The organism is Bradyrhizobium sp. BLXBL-03, assembly GCF_051853015.1.
Taxonomy (GTDB): domain Bacteria; phylum Pseudomonadota; class Alphaproteobacteria; order Rhizobiales; family Xanthobacteraceae; genus Bradyrhizobium; species Bradyrhizobium manausense.
This window is the reverse complement of record NZ_CP182470.1, coordinates 5,730,915-5,753,440: the sequence shown is the minus strand read 5'-3', so window position 1 is coordinate 5,753,440 and position 22,526 is coordinate 5,730,915. Positions and strand designations below refer to the sequence as shown.

The following is a 22,526-nucleotide window of genomic DNA, read 5'->3' as shown; positions in this document are numbered from 1 at the left end:
AATATCCGCACCATCGGTTTCACAACCGCGGTAACTGCCCACCCCCATCGGGGGCCTGGTCGCATGCAGGCACAGCACTTTGTGTCAAAAAATCGGCAATAAGGAAAGGTGGGAATGAGCTGCTGGTTCCCGGCAGAGCCGGTCAAGGTATCATAGTAGTCGACTTACAAGAGCCGGACGGCGACGTTTGTGCCCACCCCTCCGTCACTTTGCCGCCTCAAGTGTCCGGCTATACCGACCCGTCCTCATGATTTTGCCACGGTCTCCCGGCGTTCACATCGAACCTTGTTCCGCTGAGAACCACTCAAAACAGCAATAGGTTTCGCTCCGGAACTCCGATAAACAGCGGGCGTTTCCGGCAAGCTGTTAACACCAGAAAGAAAATACGTGCTGCAAAGCGTAGTCGTTGCCATCGTCAGGGCCTGCACCCGGTTTGCCTCCCTCGTCGTCGTTCTCGGGCTCCTGCTTGCGGTGGGGGCGGGCTATTACACGTCCAAGCACTTTGCCATCAACACCGACATCAACTCGCTGATTGCCCAGAATCTGGACTGGCGCCAGCGCGATCAGCAGTTTGACCGAGCCTTCGATCGCGACGCCACGATCCTCGCGGTTGTTGAGGCCAGGACGCCGGAGATGGTAACCGCGGCGGCTAAGGCGCTGTTTGCCAAGCTCAAGGACGACAAGACCCACTTCCAGTCGATGCAGCAGCTTGGCACCGGCGAGTTCTTCGAGAAGAACGGCCTGTTGTTCCTGCCGACCGAGGAGGTCGCCAAGATCACCAGCCAGTTCGAATCCGCAGCGCCCCTGATCGAGATCATGGCCGGCGATCCCTCGATCCGGGGCCTGACCGGCGCGCTGGAGACCGGGCTTGCCGGCGTCAAGCGCGGCGAGGTCAAGCTCGACAGCACCGAGCGGCCGTTCAACCAGATCGCACAGACGGTCGAGACCGTGCTCAACAAAGGCAATGCGGTCTTCTCCTGGCGCGAGCTCGTCAGCGACGAGCCGCTTAAGGATTCCGACAAGCGGGCCTTCATCGAGTTCAAGCCGATCCTCGACTACAACGCGCTGGAGCCCGGCAAGGATGCCACCGATGCGATCCGCGAGGCGGCGGCGAACCTCAATTTCCCAACCAAATACCAAGCGCGCGTGCGGCTGACGGGTCCAGTGCCGATCGCCAACGAGGAATACGCCACCGTCCAGGAGGGTGCTGTCGTCAACGGCGTTGGCACGGTGCTCGTCGTGCTGTTCATCCTGTGGCTGGCGCTGCATTCGGCCAAGATCATTTTCGCCGTGTTCGTCAATCTCTTCGTCGGCCTCGCGATCACCACCGCCGCCGGCCTGATGATGGTCGGCTCGCTCAATCTGCTGTCGATCGCGTTTGCCGTGCTGTTCGTCGGCCTCGGCGTCGATTTCGGCATCCAGTACAGCGTCCGCTACCGCTCGGAGCGTTACAAGGTCGATGATCTCCGCAAGGCGCTGGTGCTTGCCGCCAGACGCTCCGCGATCCCTTTGTCGCTCGCTGCGATGGCGACCGCAGCCGGCTTCCTCTGCTTCATCCCGACCGATTACAAGGGCATCGCCGAGCTCGGCCAGATCGCCGGCGTCGGCATGCTGGTGGCGTTCATCTCCTCGATCACCGTCCTGCCGGCGCTGCTCAAACTGCTCAACCCGCCCGGCGAGAAGGAGCCGGTGGGCTACGCCTTCCTGGCGCCGCTCGATCATTTCCTGGAGAAGCACCGCGTGTTGGTCGTCGGTGGCACGCTGCTGCTCGCGGTCGCCGGCCTGCCGCTGCTCTATTTCATGAAGTTCGACTTCAACCCGATGAACCTGCGCAATCCGCACGCGGAATCGATCGCGACATTCCTCGACCTGCGCAAGGATCCAAACACCGGCGCCAACGCCATCAACGTGATGGTCACGTCGGAAGAGCAGGCCCAGCAAGTCGAGGCGAGGCTCGAAAAGGTCCCTGAAGTGTTGCGGGTGATGTCGCTCAACAGTTTCGTGCCTGAGGACCAGGAGCCCAAGCTGAAGCTGATCGCGCAAGGCGCCAAGGTGCTGAATCCCGCGCTCAATCCGGACCAGGTCGACGCAGCGCCGTCGGACCAGGAGAACGTCGAGTCGCTGAAATCCTCGGTCGAGAATCTCCGCCGGACCGCGGGCGACGCCAAGGGGCCCGGTGCAGTTGCCTCGCGTAGGCTCGCAGACGCCCTGGAGAAGCTCGCCAACTCGGATGAAGCGACCCGCAACAAGGCACAGGATGTGTTCGTTACGCCGATGAAGATTGTGTTCGACCAGCTCAGAAACGCGATGCAGGCCGGGCCGGTGACCCTGAACTCATTGCCACCGGATCTCGTCAGCGCCTGGAAGAGCAAGGACGGCATCATTCGCGTCGAGGCCCAGCCCAAGGGCGATCCGAACGACAACGATACGCTGCGCAAGTTTGCGGCAGCTGTGCTCGCTGCCGAGCCGACCGCCATTGGTGGACCCGTCTCGATCCTGAAATCCGGCGACACCGTGGTGAATGCGTTCATCCATGCCGGCATCTATGCGCTGCTGGTGATCGGCCTGTTGCTGTGGATCACGCTCCGTCGCATTGTGGATGTGCTGATGACGCTGGTGCCGCTGTTGGTTGCAGGTGCAGTGACGCTCGAGATCTGCGTGTTGATCGGCCTGCCGCTGAACTTTGCCAATATCGTCGCGTTTCCGCTGCTGCTCGGCGTCGGTGTCGCGTTCAAGATCTACTATGTCGTCGCGTGGCGGTCCGGCAGGACAAACCTGCTTCAGACCAGCCTGACGCGCGCGATCTTTTTCAGCGCGCTGACGACGGCGACGGCGTTCGGCAGTCTGTGGCTGTCGAGCCATCCCGGCACGTCCAGCATGGGCAAGCTGCTCGCACTTTCTCTGGTGACGACGCTTGCCGCAGTGCTGCTGTTCCAGCCGGCCCTAATGGGCAAACCCCGCAATCTCAGGGAGTAGGCAGATGTCGCCGACCGGGTCCGTGGCGCCTTTCTGACCCGGCTTCGCTGCGGCCGCACTCTTCGGAGCGGCCGCCGTCGGCGCAGGTGCCGCGGCAGCCGGCGCTGGCGCAGACTTGGGCGCCGCACCGGTGGTTTTTGGCGGGCCCTTGGCCATGGCGTTTGCGGTGCTCGGGGGGATCGGCGGACCAACGCGGGTCCAGGTCTCGCCGCCGCACAGGAAGCCCAGCACGCAACCCTTGATCTCGAGCTGGTCGGTGCCATTTGGCGTGATGGTCGCACTATACATCTGACTATCCTTGGCGTTGTAGACCTGACCTTCCCATTGCTCGGCGCCGGGCGTCTTCTTCATGTTGATCAGGGTCGCCATGCCCAGTGTCGGCCTGTTCTTTTTTGAGACATCCGGGTTGTTCTCGTCGCGGCCGCCAGGCTGTTTTTCCCAGGAAACCGCGCCCCACATGCTGTCATTGCATTGCGCGACACGAATATTGGCGACGCCGTCGGCGACCCGCCAGTCGCCGGTCGGATCGGCGGCAAGCGCAGGTGTCAGGCCGGCGTAACCACCTGCCAGTATAATTCCGGTGTAAATGGCCAAACGCATATGTGTTCCTCGGCAGTGCAACATGGTCTAAAGCTGTGCTTGCGAAGATGGTCCGAAAAAGGGCAAAAGGCCGCACAGACCCTTTTCCGTTTGCTGACCGTTTTCAGTTGACGAAGCGGCCCTCAACCGAAGTATGTAGCGGATGAACAGTCCAAATCCAGACATGTCCCAGTTGTTCGCGGACCGTCAGGCCCAGCGCAGCACCCTGCATAATCGGTACCTGAACGAGCAGTTCGTCCGGGTTCTCAAGACCATCGGCTACGACGTCGGCTTCCAGAAGGGGCAGGGGCAGTACCTCTACGATCGCGAGGGGGCACGCTATCTCGACCTCTTGTCCGGCTTTGGCGTGTTTGCGATCGGGCGCAATCATCCTGTCATGCGCGAGGCGCTCAAGAGCGTGCTTGACGCCGATCTGCCCAATCTCGTTCAATTCGACGTCTCGACCCTGGCCGGCGTGCTCGCCGAGCGGCTCCTCAAATACGTTCCCTATCTCGACAAGGCCTTCTTCGCCAATTCCGGCGCAGAATGCGTCGAGGCCGCGATCAAGTTCGCGCGCGGTGCGACCGGGCGCCCCGGCATCGTCTATTGCGCCCACGGCTATCACGGCCTGACCTATGGCGCGCTGTCGCTGACCGGCGATTCGAACTTCCGCACCGGCTTCGAGCCGCTACTGCCGGGTTGCACCTCGGTTCCGTTCAACGATCTCGCCGCGCTCGAGAAGGCCCTGGCCTCGCGCGAGGTCGCTGCCTTCGTCGTCGAGCCGATCCAGGGCAAGGGCGTCAACATGCCCTCCGACGAGTTCCTGCCGGGCGCGGCCGCACTCTGCAAGAAGTACGGCACGCTGTTCGTCGCCGACGAGATCCAGACCGGCATGGGCCGCACCGGCCGCTTCCTCGCGGTCGAGCACTGGAATGTCGAGCCCGACATGGTGCTGTTGTCGAAGTCACTGTCGGGCGGCCACGTTCCCGTCGGCGCCGTGCTGACGCGCAAGAGCATCTTCGACAAGATTTTTAATCAGATGGACCGTGCCGTGGTGCACGGTTCCACGTTCTCCAAGAACGACCTGGCGATGGCCGCAGGTATTGCCACTCTCGATGTGATGGAATCCGAGAAGCTGATCGAGGCTGCTGCCAAGCGCGGCGCGGAGCTTCGTCTCGCGCTTACCCGCATGGTGCCCGGCTACGAGCTGATGAAGGAAGTGCGCGGCAAGGGCCTGATGATCGGCATCGAGTTCGGTCCGCCGAAATCGCTGCGCCTGCGCGCCTCCTGGAACGTGCTGGAGGCCGCCAACAAGGGCCTGTTCTGTCAGCTGATCACGGTGCCGCTGTTCAAGGACCACAAGATCCTGACCCAGGTCGCCGGTCACGGCAGCCACACCATCAAGCTCTTGCCGCCGCTCACCATCACCGAAGAAGACTGCAACTGGATCGAGCGCGCCTTCGACGACGTCATCGCCGGCAGCCACAAGGTCCCCGGGGCGATCTGGTCGCTCGGCAAGACGCTCGTTGACAACGCGGTGCGGCGGTCGGCGTAGATGATGCCGTAGCCCGGATGGAGCGTAGCGAAATCCGGGATTCCAAAAACAGGCAAGATCCCGGATTGCGCTGCGCTCCATCCGGGCTACGAGCCCGGCTCACCCCTCCACGTTCGCCTTCATCGCCGCCTCGAACTTGTCGACGAACTCGCTGAGTTCGTCGCCGCCGATGTCGCTGACGGCCCAGAAGTTCAGGCCGCGCTCGCCCCAGCGGCGGCAGTTGAAGCCCTGCATGGTCTGCGTCTTCGGTGGCCGATGCTCGGTGCTCGCGGTCTGCGATACGAACAGGTTGATGATGTGCTGCCGGCGCTTGTAGACGACCGCGCCGATGGCGCGCGCATCGATATAATCGAGCCGGCCGCCGACCAGCGTAAAGCCTTGCGCGGTGAGGTCGATCACCGGCGGGGCGACGTCGAGCTTGCCGTTGAACCACGGCTTGACGGTGTGCTGGTCGGTCGAGACCACGTCGATGAGATGGCCCGCCTGGAGCGAACGCAGATGCGCGGAGACGACCTCCGAGAGGACGCGCTGCTGGTCGTCCTGGCGCAGCACGACAGCGACCACGCCTGAGGCGGCGAGTGCGGAGACCGCCGAACCCATCGCGAAGCCGCGCAGCACCGAGCGTCGGCTGGGCTGCGGCCGCGCCTGCGGCAGCGAGGCCTCGATACGGGCGCGCAGGCCCGCCGGTGCGGTGTAGCGCAGCTTCGCACCGGCAAGCGCGCGCTGCATGTCGCGTTGCACGGCAAGCTCGGCCGCGCAGGCCGGGCAGGCGGCCATATGAGCTTCGACCTGGCGCGCGTGGCCGGCATCAAGCTCGTTGTCGAGCAGCGCGTGAAGCAGGATTTTTGCTTCGTCGCAGGTCATCTCAAATGCTCCTCTTCCGCCGTCCAGGCTGCGCGCAGCATGGCGCGGGCGCGGGCGAGACGGGACATCACGGTGCCGACGGGGGCGCCGACTGCTTCGGCAATTTCACGATAGGACAGGTTGTTGATCTCCCGCAGCACAAAGGTTTCCTTGAACGGCTCGGCGAGCGCATCGATCATCTTGCGGATGGCGCCGGCGTCGCGAGTGCGTAGCACCTCCGTCTCCGGGCTCGCCTCGCTCTCCTGCCACATCGGCGTTTGGTCGGCGGCGCCGGGCGTATCCTCGATCGCGGCGTGCGAATGCGCCCGCCTTGCATATTCGGCATTGCAGACATTGCGCAGGATCGCGAACAGCCACGGCTTCATCGCCGGGCCGCGATAGCTGTCAAAGTGCTTCAGCGCGCGCAGATAGCATTCCTGCACCGCGTCCTCCGCGTCGGAGGCGTCGCGCAGGAGGTAGCGTGCGAGCGTGTAGACGTCGTCGAGATAGGGCAGTGCCGCCTCGCGGAAGCGCTGCGCCTTCTGGAAATCGTCGCTGACGGGCATCGCCTCTCGCTTTGCCTCTTGCTGCGTTTGGTACGTCGTTTCGTGTTTCGCGTCGTTTTGGGTCCTGACCGAAGGCGCGCGAGCCCGGCCGGTGTGCGACCACCGGCCGGGCAAGACAGAGATGCCTTGGTTGGAGACGTTACTCAACCTTGATCATCCCGGTCATGTGCGGGTGCAACGAACAAAAATACTTGTAGTCGCCCGCATCGGTGAAGGTGAACGTGAACTTGTCGTCGGTATCCAGGGTTTTCGACCGGAACTTGCCGGCCGACACCACTGTGTGCGGGATGTCGTCCCGGTTGGTCCAGGTCACGGTCGTGCCGAGCTTGATCTTGAGCTCTGCCGGCTGGAAGACGAAATTGTCGATATGCACCTCCATGGCGTTCTCGTCGGCACGGGCTGTCGCGACGGGGAGCAGGATGGCCGCGGCCACAGCGACGGAAAAGTCGCGGCGATTGAGTGTCTTCATGGTCAGCTTCTCTTCAACCTTGGATCAACCTTGGAGCGGCGTGTCGATGATGGCGAGCCGCTGCTCGTTCTGCTTGAAGTTGACGCTGGCGACCCCGAGCATCGATCGGAGCTTGGCGTCCTCGACCTTCATCGGTCCGGGCGAGGGGGCGGTGCCGGGCGCCGGCTGCGGGAAGGCGGTGGAGCGCGCGGTGTGGAAGGTGACGTTACCCTCGACCTTCTGCATCACCTGATGGATATGGCCGTTGAGCACGGTGACCGAGCCAAAACCCTTGACGTATTCAAGCGCGCGGCCGCCGTCCTCGGTGCCCCAGCCCCATTCCGGGTAGACGGTCCAGAGCGGGATATGGGCGAACAGCACGATCGGCGTCGACTTCGACTTGCCGCGGAGATCGTCCTCGAGCCAGGCGAGCTGCTCGGTGCCGAGATTGCCGAGACCGCCGGCCTTGAGATCGACGACGTTGACGAGGCCGATGAAGTGCACGCCGCCGGCGTCGAAGGAGTACCATCCCTGTCCTTGGTGCCGCGGCCGTAACGATCGCGATAGAACTTCACCTCCTCGTCGAGGAAGTCATGCTCGCCGGGCACGTAGTGCACATCAAGCTTGGACTGCGAGATGATGCGGTCGGCGTTGTCGAACTCGGAGGCCTTGGACAGATGGGTGATGTCGCCGGTGTGGATCATGAACGAGGGCTTGGCCGGCATCGCATTGATCTTGCCCACGGCTTCCTCAAGCGTGCCCAGCGCATTGGGATTCGCCGGCTTGTCGAAGCCGACATGGCTGTCGCTGATCTGGAGGAAGGTCATGCCGGGCGCGGCGGCAGTTGCGGCCTCAGCGGAATCGATGATGCCAAGCGAGCGCGGCACGCCGCCGGTGATGGTCCAGAGCACCCCGGTGCCGGCCCATGTCATGCATTCGAGCACCTTGCGCCGGCTGACGCCGTCGTCCCCGTGATCGTGTCCGCTCATCGCAACGTCTCCTTTGGCCCGGGATTGGGCTTCGGGGAGGTGATCGGGGGAGGGGGAGATTTATTCCAGGAAGCGATGACGTTTTCGTGATGTGCCGGCAATGTAGCCCGGATGGAGCGAAGCGTAATCCGGGACCATCCGGGCTACGTTGACTTCGCATCCTCCAAAATCATCGCAGCTCCCTTCTCGGCGATCATCGCCGTCGGCGTGTTGGTGTTGCCCGAGGTGATCGTCGGCATGATCGAGGCATCGACGACGCGTAGGCCGCCGAGGCCATAGAAGCGCAGGCGTTCGTCGACCACGGCCATGGGATCGTTCGCCGATCCCATCTTGGCCGTGCCAACGGGATGGAAGATGGTGGTGCCGATGTCGCCGGCGGCTTTTGCCAGCGAGGCGTCGTCATCGCCGACCGTCGGTCCGGGCAAATATTCAGTGGGGCGATACTTCGCGAGCGCCTTTTGCTGCATCAAGCGGCGCGTGGTGCGGATCGCGTCGGCGGCGACCTGGCGGTCGTCGTCGGTCGACAGATAGTTCGGCGCGATGATCGGCTTGTCGTCCGGGCTCGCCGAGCGCAGCCGCACGGTGCCGCGCGAGGTCGGCTGGAGATTGCAGGCGCTGACCGTTATCGCCGGGAAGCGGTGCAAGGGATCGCCGAACTTGTCGAGTGACAGCGGTTGCACGTGGAACTGGATGTTGGCGCGCGCGCGCGTTGCGTCAGACCGCGTGAAGATGCCGAGCTGCGACGGCGCCATGGTCAGCGGACCACGGCGGCGGAAGGCATAGTCGAGACCCATCAGGCCGCGGCGGAACAGGTTGTAGTAGGTCTCGTTCAGGGTTCGCACGCCCTCGACCTTGTAGATCGCGCGCTGCTGGAGGTGGTCCTGCAGATTGCGCCCCACGCCGGGCTTGTCCATCACGATGTCGATGCCGAGCGGAGACAGCCAGTCGGCCGGCCCGATGCCGGAGCGATGCAGCACCTGCACCGAGCCGATCGAGCCCGCGGAGAGGATCACCTCGCGTTTTGCACGTGCCTCGACGATCTCGCCGTTCTGGAAGAAGCGCACGCCGACGGCGCGGCCCTGTTCGATGATCAGGCGGTCGACCAGCACATGCTTTTCGAGCCGAAGATTGCGACGCCTCAAGGCCGGCTTGAGGAAGCCGCGCGCCGACGACCAACGTCGGCCGCGCTTCTGGTTGACGTGGAAATAGCTGGTGCCCTCGTTGTCACCGGTGTTGAAGTCAGGAATGCGCTTGATGCCCATCTCCTCGGCTGCATCGCCGACGGCGTCGAGAACATCCCAGGACAGCCGCGGCGCCTCGATGCGCCAGCCGCCGCCGGCGCCGTGATGCTCGCTGGCGCCGAGGAAGTGGTCTTCCAGCCGCTTGAACAGCGGCAGCACGTCATCGTAGCCCCAGCCGGTCAAGCCGAGCTGGCGCCAGTGATCGTAATCGGCAGCCTGGCCGCGCATCGAGATCATGGCGTTGATCGCCGAGCAGCCGCCGATCACCTTGCCGCGGGGATAGGCGAGCGAGCGGCCATTCAGGCCGGGCTCGGCCTCGGTCTTGAACATCCAGTCCGAGCGCGGATTGCCGATGGCAAAGAGATAGCCGACCGGAATGTGGAACCAGATCCAGTTGTCGTCACCCCCGGCCTCGAGAATGAGGACTCGGTTTGCTGATACGGCCGACAGCCGGTTGGCAAGGATGCAGCCGGCCGTGCCGGCGCCGACGACAATGTAGTCAAACTCACCTTCGAGCTGCCTTGGCATTCCGCTTCCCACCCGAACGGCGTCATGCCCGGGCTTGTCCGGGGCATCCACGCGCTTTCAGTCCTAATAGGCAGACGTGGGTGGCCGGGACAAGCCCGGCCATGACGAGAGGACAGGGCTACCCTCAATCTGCGGCAGTTAGGTGGACTGGCGCTTGCATGGTAGACGGGCTTGTATTTTCAACAGAGCCCGAGACCCTTCATGCCCATCGTGAACCGCGTCGCCGACCTTCAACCCGATATCCAGGCCTGGCGGCGGGACATCCACCAGCACCCCGAGCTGCTCTACGATGTCCACCGCACCGCAGCATTCGTGGCGGATCGCCTGCGCGAGTTCGGCTGCGACGAGGTTGTGACCGGCATTGGCCAGACCGGCGTGGTCGGCGTGATCAAGGGCAAAAGGCCCGCGGGCAAGGGGCTCAAGGCGATCGGCATGCGCGCCGACATGGACGCGTTGCCCGTCGACGAGCAGACCAACCTGCCTTACGCCTCGAAGGCTCCGGGCAAGATGCACGCCTGCGGCCACGACGGCCACACCGCAATGCTGCTAGGGGCCGCACGCTATCTCGCCGAGACCCGCAATTTCGCCGGCAACGCCGTCGTGATCTTCCAGCCGGCCGAGGAGGGCGGCGCCGGCGGAGCGGCGATGGTCAAGGACGGCATGATGGAGCGCTTCGGCATCGAGCAGGTCTACGGCATGCACAACGGCCCCGGCATTCCGATCGGCTCCTTCGCGATCCGGCCCGGCCCGATCATGGCGTCGACCGACGAGGTCGATTTCATGATCGAGGGCCTCGGAGGCCATGCCGCGCGTCCGCACAAATGCGTCGATTCCGTTCTCGTGGGTGCGCAGCTGATCACCGCCTTGCAGTCGATCGTCTCGCGCAGCGTCGATCCCCTGGAATCGGCCGTGATCTCGATCTGCGAATTCCACGCCGGCAATGCCCGCAACGTCATTCCGCAAACGGCGACGTTGCGGGGCACGATCCGCACGCTGACGCCTGATGTGCGCAAGCTGGTCGAGAAGCGGGTGCGCGAAGTCGTGGCTGGCGTCGCCCAGATCACCGGCGCAAAGATCGACCTGCACTACAAGCGCGGTTATCCCGTCGTGAACAATCACGCCGCGCAGACCGAGGTAGCGATGCGTATCGCGAGGCAAGTCGCGGGCGATACCAATGTGGTGGAGATGTCGCCGATGATGGGCGGCGAGGATTTTGCCTACATGCTGGAAGCGCGCCCCGGTGCCTTCATCTTCTGCGGCAACGGCGACAGCGCCGGCCTGCATCACCCCGCCTACAATTTCAACGACGAGGCGATCGTGTTCGGCACGTCCTACTGGGTCAAGCTGGTCGAGGAGCAGCTCGCAGCGTCATGACGCGCTGAGCTGATGCACAACCGGAAAGGGCCCATGCATGGCACGGGCCCTTTTTGTTGGCATGTGTCTCGCGGCTCAGAACACGTGCGAGAACAGGTAGTACAGCACGCCCGAGATGATCATCGCGGCCGGCAGGGTCAGCACCCAGGCCATGGCGATGTTGCGGATCGTCGCCCATTGCAGGCCCGAGCCGTTGGCGGCCATGGTGCCGGCGATGCCTGATGACAGCACGTGGGTGGTCGAGACCGGCAGGCCGTAGACGTCGGCGGCGGCGATGGTGGCGGCCGCGGTGATCTCGGCGCAGGCGCCTTGCGCATAGGTCAGGTGCGTTTTGCCGATCTTCTCGCCGACGGTGACGACGATGCGCTTCCAGCCGACCATGGTGCCGAGACCAAGCGCGATGGCGACCACGATCTTCACCCAGCCGGGGATGAACTTCGTCGCGCTGTCGAGCGAGCCCTTGTAGGCGTTGAGCACGGCGACGTCCGCGGCGCTGAGCTCGGCTTCCTTGTCCTTCATCAGGAAGCGCAACGCTTCCGATGCGAGGTACATGTCGTTGCGGGTATTGCCGACGAGGTCGGCGGGCACCTTGGCGAGCGAACCATAGGTGCTCACCTGCCTCGCGATGTCGCGCACCAGCACGGCGAGCGACGGGAACGTACCGCCAGTGACCTCGCGCTGCGCCACATAGTTGGTCACGGCCGGTCGCGGATTGCCGATCACGCTGTAGCCGGCGGCCTTGCCCTCGATGATCCTGCTGGCGGCTTCCGAGTTCTGGATGAACGCGGCGATCTGGCTTTCCGGCAGCGCGCGGTTGAGCGCATAGGCGGTCGGCACCGTGCCGATCAGGATCAGCATGATCAGGCCCATGCCCTTCTGACCGTCATTGGAGCCGTGGAAGAAGCTCACCAGCGTGCAGGTGAGGATGAGGATGCCGCGGATCCACCACGGCGGCGGCTGGTCGCCCTTCGGCTCGCCGAACAGAGCGGGCGTGGCGCGCAGCAACACGGTGCGCAGGATCAGCAGCAGGCCGGCGGCGAGCGCGAAGCCGAACAGCGGGGACAGCAGCAGCGCCTTGCCGATATTGGTGGCCTGGGTCCAGTCGACGCCGGAGGTGCCGCTGCGGCCATGCAGGACCGCGTTCATGATGCCGACGCCCATGATCGAGCCGATCAGGGTGTGCGAGCTCGAGGCCGGCAGGCCGAAATACCAGGTGCCGACGTTCCAGATGATGGCGGCGATCAGCAGCGCGAACACCATCGCGAAGCCCGCGCTGGAGCCGACCTGGAGGATCAGTTCGACCGGCAGCAGCGAGACGATGCCGAACGCGACCGCGCCCGAGGACAGCAGCACGCCGAACAGGTTGAACATGCCGGACCACACCACGGCGACATGGGCGGGCAGCGAGCGGGTGTAGATCACGGTCGCCACGGCGTTGGCCGTATCGTGGAAGCCGTTCACGAACTCGAAGCCGAGTGCGATCAGGAGCGCGACGAAGAGCAGGAGGAACGGAGCGAAGGTCTTGACCTGGGCGCCGGAGGCATCGACGTCGACCCAGATGCTGTAGGCGACGAAGAGCAACGCGGCAGCGATCACGCCCATATAGATCACGCCGGTGAGCGGATGAAATCCACGATTGAGGTCTGGCCCCTTACTCAAGGCAGGCTCGATCGAGCCCGGCAAAGCAACGTCACTCATTGGAAATTCTCCTGTCCCATGGCCCCGATTTTGCGCGCGGCATGTGACAGGCGGTTGAAATGGCGGGAGTTCTCTACGGCCTGTTGCTGTGCATCGGCGCCGCCTCAGGCGGCGCGCGGGGCTTTCTTCTGCAACGCGGCGGCGATCTTCAGGTCTTCGACAAAGCGCTGATATTCCATCACCTTCGCCTCGGGATCAGGCAGCCGCAGCAAATAGGACGGATGCACCGTCACCAGAGCCTTGCGTCCGTCGGTGAGGTCTATGAGCCGGCCGCGGGTCTTGCCGATGGGCGTGATCTTGCCGAACACGCTTTGCGCGGCGGTCGCGCCCATCGCCACGATGAGATTCGGCTGGATTGCCGAAACTTCCCGCTCGTACCATTGCCTGCAGGCTTTGATCTCTGGTGTTGCCGGCTTCTGGTGCAGGCGGATCTTTCCGCGCGGCACGAATTTGAAGTGCTTCACGGCGTTGGTGACATAGACCTTCTTGCGGTCGACGCCGGCCTCCGCAAGCGCACGGTCGAGCATCTGGCCGGCCGGGCCGACGAAGGGATGGCCGGCGAGGTCCTCCTTGTCGCCGGGCTGCTCGCCGACCAGCATGATGGTGGCGTTCTCAGGACCTTCGCCGAACACTGTCTGCGTCGCATTCTTGTAGAGCGGGCAGGCGCGACAATGCGCAGCCTCTTCGCGAAGCGTTTCGAGATCGTCGGCGGCAGGTTTACGTTTCATCGGAGCCTCCGGCCGTTTCTGAGGCTTGTGCGGATCGGTTGCGGCGTTGGCGATCATGGCGCCGGTCATGCGCTCGGCGTCCTCGATCAAGGGCTTAATGATCGAGGCCTCGGGCAGGTTCCTCCAGTATTTCTTCGGCATCTCCGTCTGCATCGCTTTCACCTTCAGGCGTGCCGGATTGAAGATGCTGGCGTAATAGCGCCGCCAGGTTTCCTCCAGCCGGTCTTCGCCCGGCGCGTCGCTCCTGCTCGCGCCCGGCGTGAACGAGAGCGCATGGCCGTCCCAATGTGCGCAGAGATCGGGCGTCAGGATCGACCAGGGCATGTCGGCAAAGCGTCTTGCGAAGAACGGCGCCGCGAGTTCGACGATGTGATGTTCCGGCTCGAACCAGGCGACGTAATGGGCGTCGCGCTCGCGGCCGATCTCGCGAAAGCGCACGAAGGCGTGCATTTTGTGCTCGTCGCGATGGACCGCGCGTGCCATCGCCGTGACCAGCGCAACATCAGGATCGGTCGCGACCTCGATCAGATCGTGATGGTCCTTCAGCCGCCAGAGCAGCCGATAGAGGATCGCAAAGCGCTTGCGATCGCGATGCAGGATTGCTGATTTTGCGAGATCGACGAATTTGCCTGATACATTGAATGTGCCGTCATTTACTTCGAGGATCGGCGACGGTGCGGGCGGCGCGAACAACTCCGCTTCGCCGCCTTGCACGGCCCAGGTGACGTCGGCGGGCTGCACATGATGAAGCACGAGGCTGCGGGCGGCTTTGCGCCAGCCGTCGAAATCGGTTTCGCTGTCGAGGGTCATGTACTGCATCAGAATCCAAACCCCAATTGCGTTGCTTTCGGCTTGAATCGTTCGATCAGTCCGGCAGCATCGAGACGATGCGGCGAAGGGCGGTGATCGCTGAGAACGATGAACGGCAGCGCCTTGTGCTTGGGCACGTGCAGCCGCGCCAGGTCGGAGAGGCGGATCGTGGTGGTGCGCCGCGTCGCGATGATGCGCTCGACCGCCTTGGTGCCGAATCCCGGCACCCGCAGCAGCTCCTCGCGGCTGGCGCGGTTGACGTCGAGCGGGAAGCGGTCGCGATGGCGCAGCGCCCAGGCAAGTTTCGGATCGATATCGAGCGGCAGCATGGCGCTGTCGTCAACGATCTCCGCAACGTCGAAACCGTAGAACCGCATCAGCCAGTCGGCCTGGTAGAGCCGATGCTCGCGCAGCAAGGGCGGCTGCACCAGCGGCAAGGCGCGGCTGGCATCGGGGATCGGGCTGAAGGCGGAATAGTAGACGCGCCGCAGCCGGTAGGAGCCGTAGAGATTGGCGCTGGTGTGGAGGATGGTGTGATCGTTGGCGCTGTCGGCGCCGACGATCATCTGCGTGCTTTGGCCGGCCGGCGCGAAACGCTGCGGTCTTGCCTTTGTTTTTGCGTTACGGCCTTCCTCGGCCTCGTCGAGCTTCAGCCGCAGCCGGCCCATGGTGCGGCGGATCGCGCGCACGTCTTTCTCGGGCGCGAATTGCTGCAGGCTCGCGGCTTCAGGCATCTCGATGTTGATGGAGAGACGGTCGGCATATTTGCCGGCCTCCGCGATCAGCGCATCGTCAGCTTCTGGAATTGTCTTGAGATGGATGTAGCCGCGGAAGTGATGCTCCTCGCGCAGCTTTCGCGCGACGCTCACCACTTGCTCCATCGTGTAGTCGGGGCTGCGGATGATGCCGGAGGAGAGAAACAGTCCCTCGATGTAATTGCGCCGGTAGAAGTCCAGCGTCAGCTTGACCAATTCGTCGATGGTGAAGCGGGCGCGCGGCACGTTGGAGGAGGCGCGGTTGACGCAATAGAGGCAATCGTAATTGCAGGCGTTGGTGAGCAGCACCTTGAGCAGCGAGATGCAGCGTCCGTCCGGCGCGTAGGAATGGCAGATGCCCATGCCCGGCGCAGTCGAGCCCATGCCCTTGCCGTCGCTGGAATCCCGCTTCTCGGTGCCGCTGGAGGCGCAGGAGGCATCGTACTTGGCGGCATCCGCGAGAATTTCCAGCTTGCGTTGTATGTCCATGTTTGAATCTCTTTGATTCCGCTCATGAATCTTTGGCGCGCCAATTCGATTGACTCTTCGGCTGCCGTTAGCTTTATATTAGAACATATCATGAACAAATGAGCCAGCCGTTGGTTCTTCTTTTGAAAGCCACGGCATCAATCTTTGAGGAGCGGCGAGCATGAGCGGCGCACGCACGAGCGCGCTTGCGACCTTGCGCAGCCAGATCGAACGGATCGAGACAGCGGAGGTCGTGCATCATCAGGACCGCGTCGCGCTTGGTCACAGTGAGGTCGATCGCGCCTTGAAGGGCGGGCTCGCGCGCGCGGCGATCCACGAGGTGTTTTGCGAAGGGCGCCAGGGCGCGGCCGCGACCGGCTTTGTCACCGGGCTTGGGGGCCGCGTCACGACGCAGCGGCCGCTATTGTGGGTGCGGCAGGATTTCTCGGAAATCGAGACCGGCGCGCTGTCGATGAGCGGGCTCGCCGAGCTCGGCCTCGATCCGCGCCGCGTGGTGATGGTGCGTGCGGCTGACGTGGAGAGCGCGCTGCGCACCTCGGCCGATGCGCTCGCCTGCGATGCGCTCGGCGCCGTCGTGCTCGAGCTCTGGGGCGAGATCAGACAGTTCGACCTGGTGGCGAGCCGCAAGCTGACGCTGGCTGCGCAAGGCTCAGGCGTCACTGGCCTGTTGCTGCGGATGGCGGCGCAGCCGCTGCCGTCGACCGCGGAGACGCGCTGGATGCTGCGCGCGGCGCATTCACCGCCAGGATCGGTTTGGGATGTCTGGGGCGCGCCGCGCTTCGATGTCGAGCTGTTGCGCAATCGTCATGGCCCGTGTGGCCGGTGGATCATGGAATGGAAATGTGATGAGTGCCAGTTCAGTGAACCGTCGACGTATCCTCAGCCTGTGGCTGCCGCGCCTGCCCATCGACCGGATCCAGCGGTTCTTCAGCAGCGCCGGGCTGGGTAAGAATAACAATGAGCCGAACATTGTCGTCATCAAGGACGTCAATGCATTGGTAATCCATGCGCTGGACGAGGCCGCAGAGCGCCTCGGCCTGTATATCGGCCAACCGCTGGCCAATGCGAGGGCGATGTGCCCAGATTTGAAAGTGTTCGACGCCGATGTCGTGGCTGATGCGAAGACGCTCAGCGACATCGCCGATTGGTGCGACCGCTTCACGCCGCTGGTGGCGCTCGATCCGCCGCATGGGCTGTTCCTTGATATCACCGGCTGCGCGCATCTGTTCGGCGGCGAGGCTGCCTTGTTGCAGACGCTGGTCCGGGCCCTCGGTCGACAAGGCTTTGCCGTCAGTGCGGCCATCGCCGGCACCTCGGTCTGCGCGCGCACGCTGACGCGGCAGGCCACGGGCAGCATCGTTGCCGATGGCGAAGAGGCGGCGGCGATCGAGCGGTTTCCGGTGTCCGCGCTCGGTGCGGACGAAGCGATCACCACCGGCCTGCGCCGCGCCGGCCTGAAAACCATCGGCGATGTCGCATCGCGCAACGCCTCCGAAATCACCGCACGCTTCGGCGCGCGGTTTTCCACGCTGCTCGCGCATGCGCTGGGGCAGGGCGATGCGCCGATCAGCCCGCGCAAGCCGCTGCCCGATTACATCGTGGAAAAACGCTTTGCCGAGCCGATCGCGACCGACACCATGATCGCGATGACGCTGTCGCGGCTCGCTGACACGTTGATCGCGTCCATGGAGAAGCAGGGCAAGGGCGCGCGGCGGCTGGAAGCTGCGTTCTTCCGCACCGACGGCGTGGTGCGCGCGATCATGGTCGAGACCGGGCGTCCGGTGACGCGAAGCGCCGTCATTGACCGGCTGTTCCGCGAACGGCTCGAGGCGCTCGCCGATCCGCTCGATCCCGGCTTCGGCTTCGACATGGTGCGGCTGTCGGCGAGCCGCACCGAGATCGTGGTGCAGGAGCAGCGCGATCTCGATGCCCATGTCCATGACAATGACGAGCTCGCCGCTTTGATCGACCGCATTGCCGCGCGGATCGGCGGAAAGCGCGTCGTCGTGCATCTGCCGCAGGATACCCATATCCCCGAGCAGGCGGTGCTGGCCGCGCCAGCCCAGCATCATCTCGCTGCCGCCATGCAGGCCGAATGGCCAGATCGTGCCGAGGGCGAGCCGCCGCTGCGACCCCTCAGGCTGTTCGACAAGCCCGAGCCTGTCACCGTGCCGTTCGCGACCGTGCCCGATGGCCCGCCGCATCAATTCACCTGGCGGCGCGCGAAACATGCGGTGGTGCGGGTGGAAGGACCCGAACGCATCGCGATGGAATGGTGGCGGCAGGACGGCAAGCAGCTGACCCGGGACTATTTCCGCATCGAGGATGCCGAAGGCCTGCGCTTCTGGATTTTTCGCGACGGTCTTTATGAAGGGGAGGTGTTCGACGCCGACGGCGAGCCCGCTCCGCCTCGCTGGTATGTGCACGGTCTCTTCGCATGAACATTCCTGCCTATGCCGAGATCGGCATCACCACCAATTTCTCCTTCCTGCGCGGCGGATCGGATCCGCGCGCCTATGTGCATCAGGCCAGCAAGCTCGGCATTCCCGCGATCGGCATTGCCGACCACAACACGCTCGCCGGCGTGGTGCGGGCCTGGAACGAGCTCGGCAATGACAAGGTGCTGCACAAGCCAAAGCTGCTGATCGGTGCGCGTATCGTCTTCATCGACGGCACACCCGACATTTTCGTCTATCCGCGCGATCGCGCCGCCTATGGCCGGCTCTGCCAGCTCCTGACCCGTGGCAAGCGCGGCGACGACATCACCCGGATCGAGAAGGGCGAGTGCCATCTCGGCTTCGCTGATCTCTTGGAGTTTGCGGAAGGCCAGCTCCTGATCCTGACGTTGTCGCACCGGTTCGATGATGAGCAAGCGCTGGATGTGCTTGCAAAGCTGAAAGCAAGCCGCGCCGAGGGCGTGTGGCTGGCGGCGAGCCTGATCTATCGCGGCGACGATCGCCGCCGCCTGGCGCGGCTCGACGATCTCGCCGCCAAAGCAAAAGTGCCGCTGCTCGCGACCAACGAGGTGCTTTATCACGATCCCGGCCGCCGTCCGCTCCAGGACGTGCTCACCTGTATCCGGGAAAAGACCACGATCGAGGCGGTCGGACGCAAGCTGGAAGCCAATGCCGAGCGCTTTCTGAAGACGCCCCGCGAAATGGCGCGGCTGTTCCGTGATGTCCCAGAGGCGATCTCGGAGACCATGCGTTTTGCGGACAGGATCGAGTTCTCGCTCGACCAGCTCAGATACCAATACCCTGATGAGCCGGTGCCGCCGGGCAAGACCGCGCAGGGACATCTGGAGGATCTGACCTGGGCAGGCGTCGACAAATATTTTGGCGGCAAGATCGACGACAAGCTGCGTGCAACGCTCAAGAAAGAGCTCGCGCTGATATCAGAGCTGAAATACGCGCATTACTTCCTCACCGTGCACGACATCGTCCATTACGCGCGCAGCCAGAACATTCTGTGCCAGGGGCGGGGATCGGCGGCGAATTCGGCCGTCTGCTACGTGCTCGGCATTACCTCGGTCGATCCGACCAAGGTCGATCTGTTGTTCGAGCGTTTCATCTCCAAGGAGCGGCTGGAGCCGCCCGATATCGACGTCGATTTCGAGCATTCGCGGCGTGAGGAGGTGATGCAATATGTCTATCGCCGCTATGGCCGCCACCGCGCCGCGATCATCGCCACCGTCATCCACTACCGCCCGCGCAGCGCCATCCGCGACGTCGGCAAGGCGCTCGGCCTGACCGAGGACGTTACCGCTGCGCTCGCCGACACCGTCTGGGGCAGCTGGGGCAAGGGCCTCAACGACATGCAGGTCCGGCAGGCCGGGCTCGATCCGCAAAATCCCATGATCAACCTTGCGGTCGAGCTTGCGACCGAGCTGATCGAATTCCCGCGCCATCTGTCCCAGCATGTCGGCGGCTATGTGCTGACCCAGGACCGGCTCGACACCTATGTGCCGATCGGCAATGCGGCGATGGACGATCGCACCTTCATCGAATGGGACAAGGACGACGTCGATGCACTCAATATGATGAAGGTCGACGTGCTGGCGCTGGGCATGCTGACCTGCATCCGGAAATGTTTCGATCTGATCGACCAGCACAAGGGCAAGCGTTGGGTTCTTGCGACCGTTCCGCAGGATGACCCCAAGGTTTACGACATGCTGTGTGCCGGCGAGTCGCTCGGCGTGTTCCAGGTCGAGAGCCGCGCCCAGATGAACATGCTGCCGCGCCTGAAGCCGCGGACCTTCTACGATCTCGTCATCGAAGTCGCGATCGTGCGCCCGGGGCCGATCCAGGGCGACATGGTGCATCCCTATTTGCGGCGTCGGAACAATCTGGAGAAGGTGACTTATCCCTCGCCATCACCCGAGCATGGTCCCGCGGACGAGCTCTACAAGGTGCTGCACAAGACCAAGGGCGTGCCCCTGTTCCAGGAACAGGCGATGCGCATCGCGATCGAGGCGGCGAAATTCACCCCCGAAGAAGCCAATGGCCTGCGCCGCTCGATGGCGACTTTCCGCAATGTCGGCACCATCGGCCAGTACGAGGAGAAGCTAATCGGCAACATGGTCGCGCGCGGCTATGATGTCAACTTCGCCAGAAGCTGCTTTGACCAGATCAAGGGTTTTGGCTCCTACGGTTTTCCGGAGAGCCATGCCGCGAGCTTTGCGCAGCTCGTCTACATCTCCTCGTGGCTGAAATATCATCATCCCGACGCATTCTGCTGCGGCCTGTTGAACTCGCAGCCGATGGGCTTTTACGCGCCTGCGCAGATCGTCGGCGATGCCCGCAAGAACGGCGTCGAGGTCCGTGAGATCGATGTGTCCTACAGCTTTGCGCAGAACACGCTGGAGAATACTGACGGCAGATATTGCGCGGTGCGTCTCGGCTTTCGCCAGATCGACGGCTTTCATTGGCTGGATGAGGATGAAGAGAGGCTGAAACGCTTGCAGCTGTCATTCCGGGGCACGCGAAGCGTGAACCCGGAATCTCGAGATTCCCAGGTGCGAAAGTGCGCACCAGAGTTCGACGCTGGCGCGTCGCCCCGGAATGACAAAAAAGAAGACTGGGCCGACCGCATCATCAAGGCGCGCAACCGCCGTCCCTTCACCTCGCTCGAAGACTTTGCCCGCGACACGGGTCTGCCCAAGCGCGCACTGATCCTGCTCGCCGATGCCGACGCGTTCCGCTCGCTCGGGCTCGACCGCCGCGAGGCGCTGTGGCAGGTGCGACGCCTGCCTGACGACGTGGCGCTGCCGCTGTTCGAAGCAGCCACCGCGCGCGAGCAGCCGGACGAGCACGCAAAACCGCTCCCCGTGATGCCGCGTCCCGAACAGGTCGTTGCCGACTATCAGACCATCCGGCTGTCACTCAAAGGCCACCCGATGGAATTCCTGCGCGAGATGTTTTCGCGCGAGCGCATTGTCGCCTGCAAGGAGATCAGCCACGAGAACGAACGGCGGCGCGTTCGCTGTGCCGGTGTGGTGCTGGTGCGGCAGCGGCCGGGCAGCGCCAGCGGCGTCGTGTTCATGACGCTGGAGGACGAAACCGGCATCGCCAATGTCGTGGTCTGGCCCAAGGTCATGGAGCAGTATCGCAAGGAGGTGATGGGCGCGCGCCTCATCGAGGTTCAGGGCTACATCCAGAGCAGCCCCGAAAAGGTGACGCATCTGATCGCGCAGCGCATGATCGACCGCTCGCACGATCTGGTCGGCCTCGCCAACGATGCGCTGAGCCGCAAGCATCCGGTGCCATCAGGCGTGACTGTGGTCGAGCCGCTCAACGACGACCGGCGCGACCACGCCGATATGCCGGCGCAAAAAATCCGCCACCCCCGTAACGTCCGCATCCTGCCGCCGTCGCGGGATTTCCATTGAGGTGGGGCACGGTGCTGCCTCACGCTCAGCTGCCGTAGGGTGGGCAAAGGCGCGTAAGCGCCGTGCCCACCATTCTTCGTTTTTGCGGGAAGTGGTGGGCACGCTTCGCTTTGCCCACCCTACAAGTTGTTTGATGCCGCGCTTCCCTAAAAATTCACCCGGTTCGAGATCGCGCCATCCACGACGAGGTTCGACCCCGTCGTGAATCCCGATACCGGGCTTGCCAGAAACACCGCTGCGTTCGCGATCTCCTGCGGCGTCGCCATGCGCCCGGTCGGATTGCGCTTCATCGCGTCGTTGTAACGCTCGGGCATGTTCTTCTCGATCATCTCCCAGACGCCGCCCTTGAAATAGACTGTGCCGGGCGAGACGACATTCACGCGGATCTTCTTCTTGGCGTATTGCCGCGCCAGACCTTTCGCCATGTGGATCAGCGCCGCCTTGATCGGGCCGTAGGAGCTGGCGAGATCGGCCTGCGCCGCCGAGATCGAGGAGATGATGACGAAGGCGGCATCACCGCTCTTCTCGCCGCTGGCCTCGAGGAACGGCCGTGCCGCGTCGAATGCATGCACGGCGCCGAGCACGTCGAGCCGGAAATTCTGCTCCCATGATGCGGGATCATGGCCTTGCGCCATCGCACCCGCATTGGCGAACAGCAGGTCGATGCCGCCAAGCTCTTTTGCCGCGCCCTCGATCCACGCCTTCAGCGCGGCGCCATCGCTGACGTCGACCGTGCCGCCGATGGCGGTGATGCCGCTCGCCTTCAATTCAGTAACGGTGGCCGCAACCTGCTCAGCATTTCGCGCGCACACCGCGACATTGCTGCCTTCACCGGCCAGCGTTGCCGCAATCGCCCGCCCGATGCCACGCGTGCCGCCGAGCACGATGGCTTTTTTTCCCTTGAGACCGAGATCCATTGGTTGGTTTCCTTTTTGGGTAGGTCGCAGAGAGTGTAACCGTTTCGAGAGACGCCCAGAAGCCTCCACATCGTCATTGCGAGCGCAGCGAAGCAATCCAGAAATGCATCCGCGGAAACACCCTGGATTGCTTCGCAATTTGT

At 63.8% G+C, this 22,526-nt stretch carries 15 protein-coding genes and 1 pseudogene; 6 read left to right on the top strand and 10 right to left on the bottom strand.

Going from position 1 to position 22,526, the window contains the following annotated elements:
- The first annotated feature begins 387 nt into the window (after nt 1–387).
- A complete protein-coding gene (locus ACNJX9_RS27625) occupies nt 388–2,976 on the top strand; it encodes an MMPL family transporter (RefSeq protein WP_057752999.1) in 2,589 nt (862 codons plus the stop codon).
- On the opposite strand, the gene ACNJX9_RS27620 is transcribed toward ACNJX9_RS27625, so the two are convergent.
- On the bottom strand, nt 2,944–3,576 hold the full coding sequence (locus tag ACNJX9_RS27620; protein WP_439405166.1) for a DUF2147 domain-containing protein: 633 nt from the start codon (nt 3,574–3,576) through the stop codon (nt 2,944–2,946). The genes ACNJX9_RS27625 and ACNJX9_RS27620 overlap by 33 nt on opposite strands.
- A 142-nt stretch (nt 3,577–3,718) precedes the next feature.
- Between ACNJX9_RS27620 and hpnO the strand changes: the two genes are divergently transcribed.
- A complete protein-coding gene (gene hpnO, locus ACNJX9_RS27615; protein WP_057753001.1) occupies nt 3,719–5,110 on the top strand; it encodes an aminobacteriohopanetriol synthase HpnO in 1,392 nt (463 codons plus the stop codon).
- Between the two features lie 99 nt (nt 5,111–5,209).
- On the opposite strand, the gene ACNJX9_RS27610 is transcribed toward hpnO, so the two are convergent.
- The 5 genes and pseudogenes from ACNJX9_RS27610 to ACNJX9_RS27590 all read right to left on the bottom strand — a co-directional run bounded on the left by ACNJX9_RS27610 (nt 5,210) and on the right by ACNJX9_RS27590 (nt 9,725).
- A complete protein-coding gene (locus tag ACNJX9_RS27610) occupies nt 5,210–5,974 on the bottom strand; it encodes an anti-sigma factor family protein (RefSeq protein ID WP_439405165.1) in 765 nt (254 codons plus the stop codon).
- The gene (locus ACNJX9_RS27605; protein WP_439405164.1) at nt 5,971–6,519 is read right to left on the bottom strand and encodes a sigma-70 family RNA polymerase sigma factor; all 549 of its coding nucleotides are present in this window, start codon (nt 6,517–6,519) and stop codon (nt 5,971–5,973) included. Before ACNJX9_RS27605 ends, ACNJX9_RS27610 begins: the two co-directional genes overlap by 4 nt.
- 139 nt (nt 6,520–6,658) lie before the next feature.
- Nucleotides 6,659–6,988: a cupredoxin domain-containing protein gene (locus ACNJX9_RS27600; RefSeq protein ID WP_057753004.1), complete on the bottom strand. Its 330-nt coding sequence runs from the start codon at nt 6,986–6,988 to the stop codon at nt 6,659–6,661.
- Nucleotides 6,989–7,012: 24 nt separating this feature from the next.
- Nucleotides 7,013–7,956, bottom strand: a pseudogene (locus ACNJX9_RS27595) (metallophosphoesterase family protein).
- A 143-nt stretch (nt 7,957–8,099) separates the two neighbouring features.
- On the bottom strand, nt 8,100–9,725 hold the full coding sequence (locus ACNJX9_RS27590; protein ID WP_057753006.1) for a GMC family oxidoreductase: 1,626 nt from the start codon (nt 9,723–9,725) through the stop codon (nt 8,100–8,102).
- A 201-nt stretch (nt 9,726–9,926) separates the two neighbouring features.
- Between ACNJX9_RS27590 and ACNJX9_RS27585 the strand changes: the two genes are divergently transcribed.
- Nucleotides 9,927–11,099, top strand: coding sequence for a M20 aminoacylase family protein (locus ACNJX9_RS27585; protein ID WP_439405162.1), 1,173 nt, complete (start codon nt 9,927–9,929; stop codon nt 11,097–11,099).
- A 75-nt stretch (nt 11,100–11,174) separates the two neighbouring features.
- Here ACNJX9_RS27585 and ACNJX9_RS27580 read toward each other — a convergent pair whose 3' ends face one another.
- From ACNJX9_RS27580 to ACNJX9_RS27570, 3 genes are all read right to left on the bottom strand, one after another.
- Complete coding sequence (locus tag ACNJX9_RS27580) at nt 11,175–12,797, bottom strand: inorganic phosphate transporter (RefSeq protein ID WP_439405161.1); 1,623 nt, start codon at nt 12,795–12,797, stop codon at nt 11,175–11,177.
- Nucleotides 12,798–12,901: 104 nt separating this feature from the next.
- Nucleotides 12,902–14,344, bottom strand: a complete 1,443-nt coding sequence (locus ACNJX9_RS27575) for a UdgX family uracil-DNA binding protein (protein WP_439405160.1) — start codon at nt 14,342–14,344, stop codon at nt 12,902–12,904.
- Nucleotides 14,344–15,579 (bottom strand): putative DNA modification/repair radical SAM protein, encoded by a 1,236-nt coding sequence (locus ACNJX9_RS27570; protein ID WP_057753010.1) that lies wholly within the window; start codon nt 15,577–15,579, stop codon nt 14,344–14,346. The genes ACNJX9_RS27575 and ACNJX9_RS27570 overlap by 1 nt, the downstream gene beginning before the upstream one ends.
- A 160-nt stretch (nt 15,580–15,739) precedes the next feature.
- Between ACNJX9_RS27570 and ACNJX9_RS27565 the strand changes: the two genes are divergently transcribed.
- From ACNJX9_RS27565 to ACNJX9_RS27555, 3 genes are read left to right on the top strand one after another with little or no spacing between them, the layout of a single operon-like run.
- On the top strand, nt 15,740–16,528 hold the full coding sequence (locus ACNJX9_RS27565; protein WP_439405158.1) for an ImuA family protein: 789 nt from the start codon (nt 15,740–15,742) through the stop codon (nt 16,526–16,528).
- Nucleotides 16,425–18,020, top strand: coding sequence for a Y-family DNA polymerase (locus ACNJX9_RS27560; RefSeq protein ID WP_439405157.1), 1,596 nt, complete (start codon nt 16,425–16,427; stop codon nt 18,018–18,020). Before ACNJX9_RS27565 ends, ACNJX9_RS27560 begins: the two co-directional genes overlap by 104 nt.
- Nucleotides 18,017–21,466: an error-prone DNA polymerase gene (locus tag ACNJX9_RS27555; RefSeq protein ID WP_439405155.1), complete on the top strand. Its 3,450-nt coding sequence runs from the start codon at nt 18,017–18,019 to the stop codon at nt 21,464–21,466. The genes ACNJX9_RS27560 and ACNJX9_RS27555 overlap by 4 nt, the downstream gene beginning before the upstream one ends.
- A gap of 146 nt (nt 21,467–21,612) precedes the next feature.
- On the opposite strand, the gene ACNJX9_RS27550 is transcribed toward ACNJX9_RS27555, so the two are convergent.
- Nucleotides 21,613–22,383: an SDR family NAD(P)-dependent oxidoreductase gene (locus tag ACNJX9_RS27550; RefSeq protein ID WP_439405153.1), complete on the bottom strand. Its 771-nt coding sequence runs from the start codon at nt 22,381–22,383 to the stop codon at nt 21,613–21,615.
- Nucleotides 22,384–22,526: the final 143 nt, after the last annotated feature.

What these genes read in the sequence shown, in the direction of transcription:
- ACNJX9_RS27565 (WP_439405158.1), top strand. Translation starts at nt 15,740, where the DNA reads ATGAGCGGCGCACGCACGAGCGCGCTTGCGACCTTGCGCAGCCAGATC.
- ACNJX9_RS27620 (WP_439405166.1), bottom strand. Translation starts at nt 3,576, where the DNA reads ATGCGTTTGGCCATTTACACCGGAATTATACTGGCAGGTGGTTACGCC.
- ACNJX9_RS27575 (WP_439405160.1), bottom strand. Translation starts at nt 14,344, where the DNA reads ATGCAGTACATGACCCTCGACAGCGAAACCGATTTCGACGGCTGGCGC.
- ACNJX9_RS27610 (WP_439405165.1), bottom strand. Translation starts at nt 5,974, where the DNA reads ATGACCTGCGACGAAGCAAAAATCCTGCTTCACGCGCTGCTCGACAAC.
- ACNJX9_RS27560 (WP_439405157.1), top strand. Translation starts at nt 16,425, where the DNA reads ATGAGTGCCAGTTCAGTGAACCGTCGACGTATCCTCAGCCTGTGGCTG.
- hpnO (WP_057753001.1), top strand. Translation starts at nt 3,719, where the DNA reads ATGAACAGTCCAAATCCAGACATGTCCCAGTTGTTCGCGGACCGTCAG.
- ACNJX9_RS27550 (WP_439405153.1), bottom strand. Translation starts at nt 22,383, where the DNA reads ATGGATCTCGGTCTCAAGGGAAAAAAAGCCATCGTGCTCGGCGGCACG.
- ACNJX9_RS27600 (WP_057753004.1), bottom strand. Translation starts at nt 6,988, where the DNA reads ATGAAGACACTCAATCGCCGCGACTTTTCCGTCGCTGTGGCCGCGGCC.
- ACNJX9_RS27585 (WP_439405162.1), top strand. Translation starts at nt 9,927, where the DNA reads ATGCCCATCGTGAACCGCGTCGCCGACCTTCAACCCGATATCCAGGCC.
- ACNJX9_RS27580 (WP_439405161.1), bottom strand. Translation starts at nt 12,797, where the DNA reads ATGAGTGACGTTGCTTTGCCGGGCTCGATCGAGCCTGCCTTGAGTAAG.
- ACNJX9_RS27570 (WP_057753010.1), bottom strand. Translation starts at nt 15,579, where the DNA reads ATGGACATACAACGCAAGCTGGAAATTCTCGCGGATGCCGCCAAGTAC.
- ACNJX9_RS27555 (WP_439405155.1), top strand. Translation starts at nt 18,017, where the DNA reads ATGAACATTCCTGCCTATGCCGAGATCGGCATCACCACCAATTTCTCC.
- ACNJX9_RS27590 (WP_057753006.1), bottom strand. Translation starts at nt 9,725, where the DNA reads ATGCCAAGGCAGCTCGAAGGTGAGTTTGACTACATTGTCGTCGGCGCC.
- ACNJX9_RS27605 (WP_439405164.1), bottom strand. Translation starts at nt 6,519, where the DNA reads ATGCCCGTCAGCGACGATTTCCAGAAGGCGCAGCGCTTCCGCGAGGCG.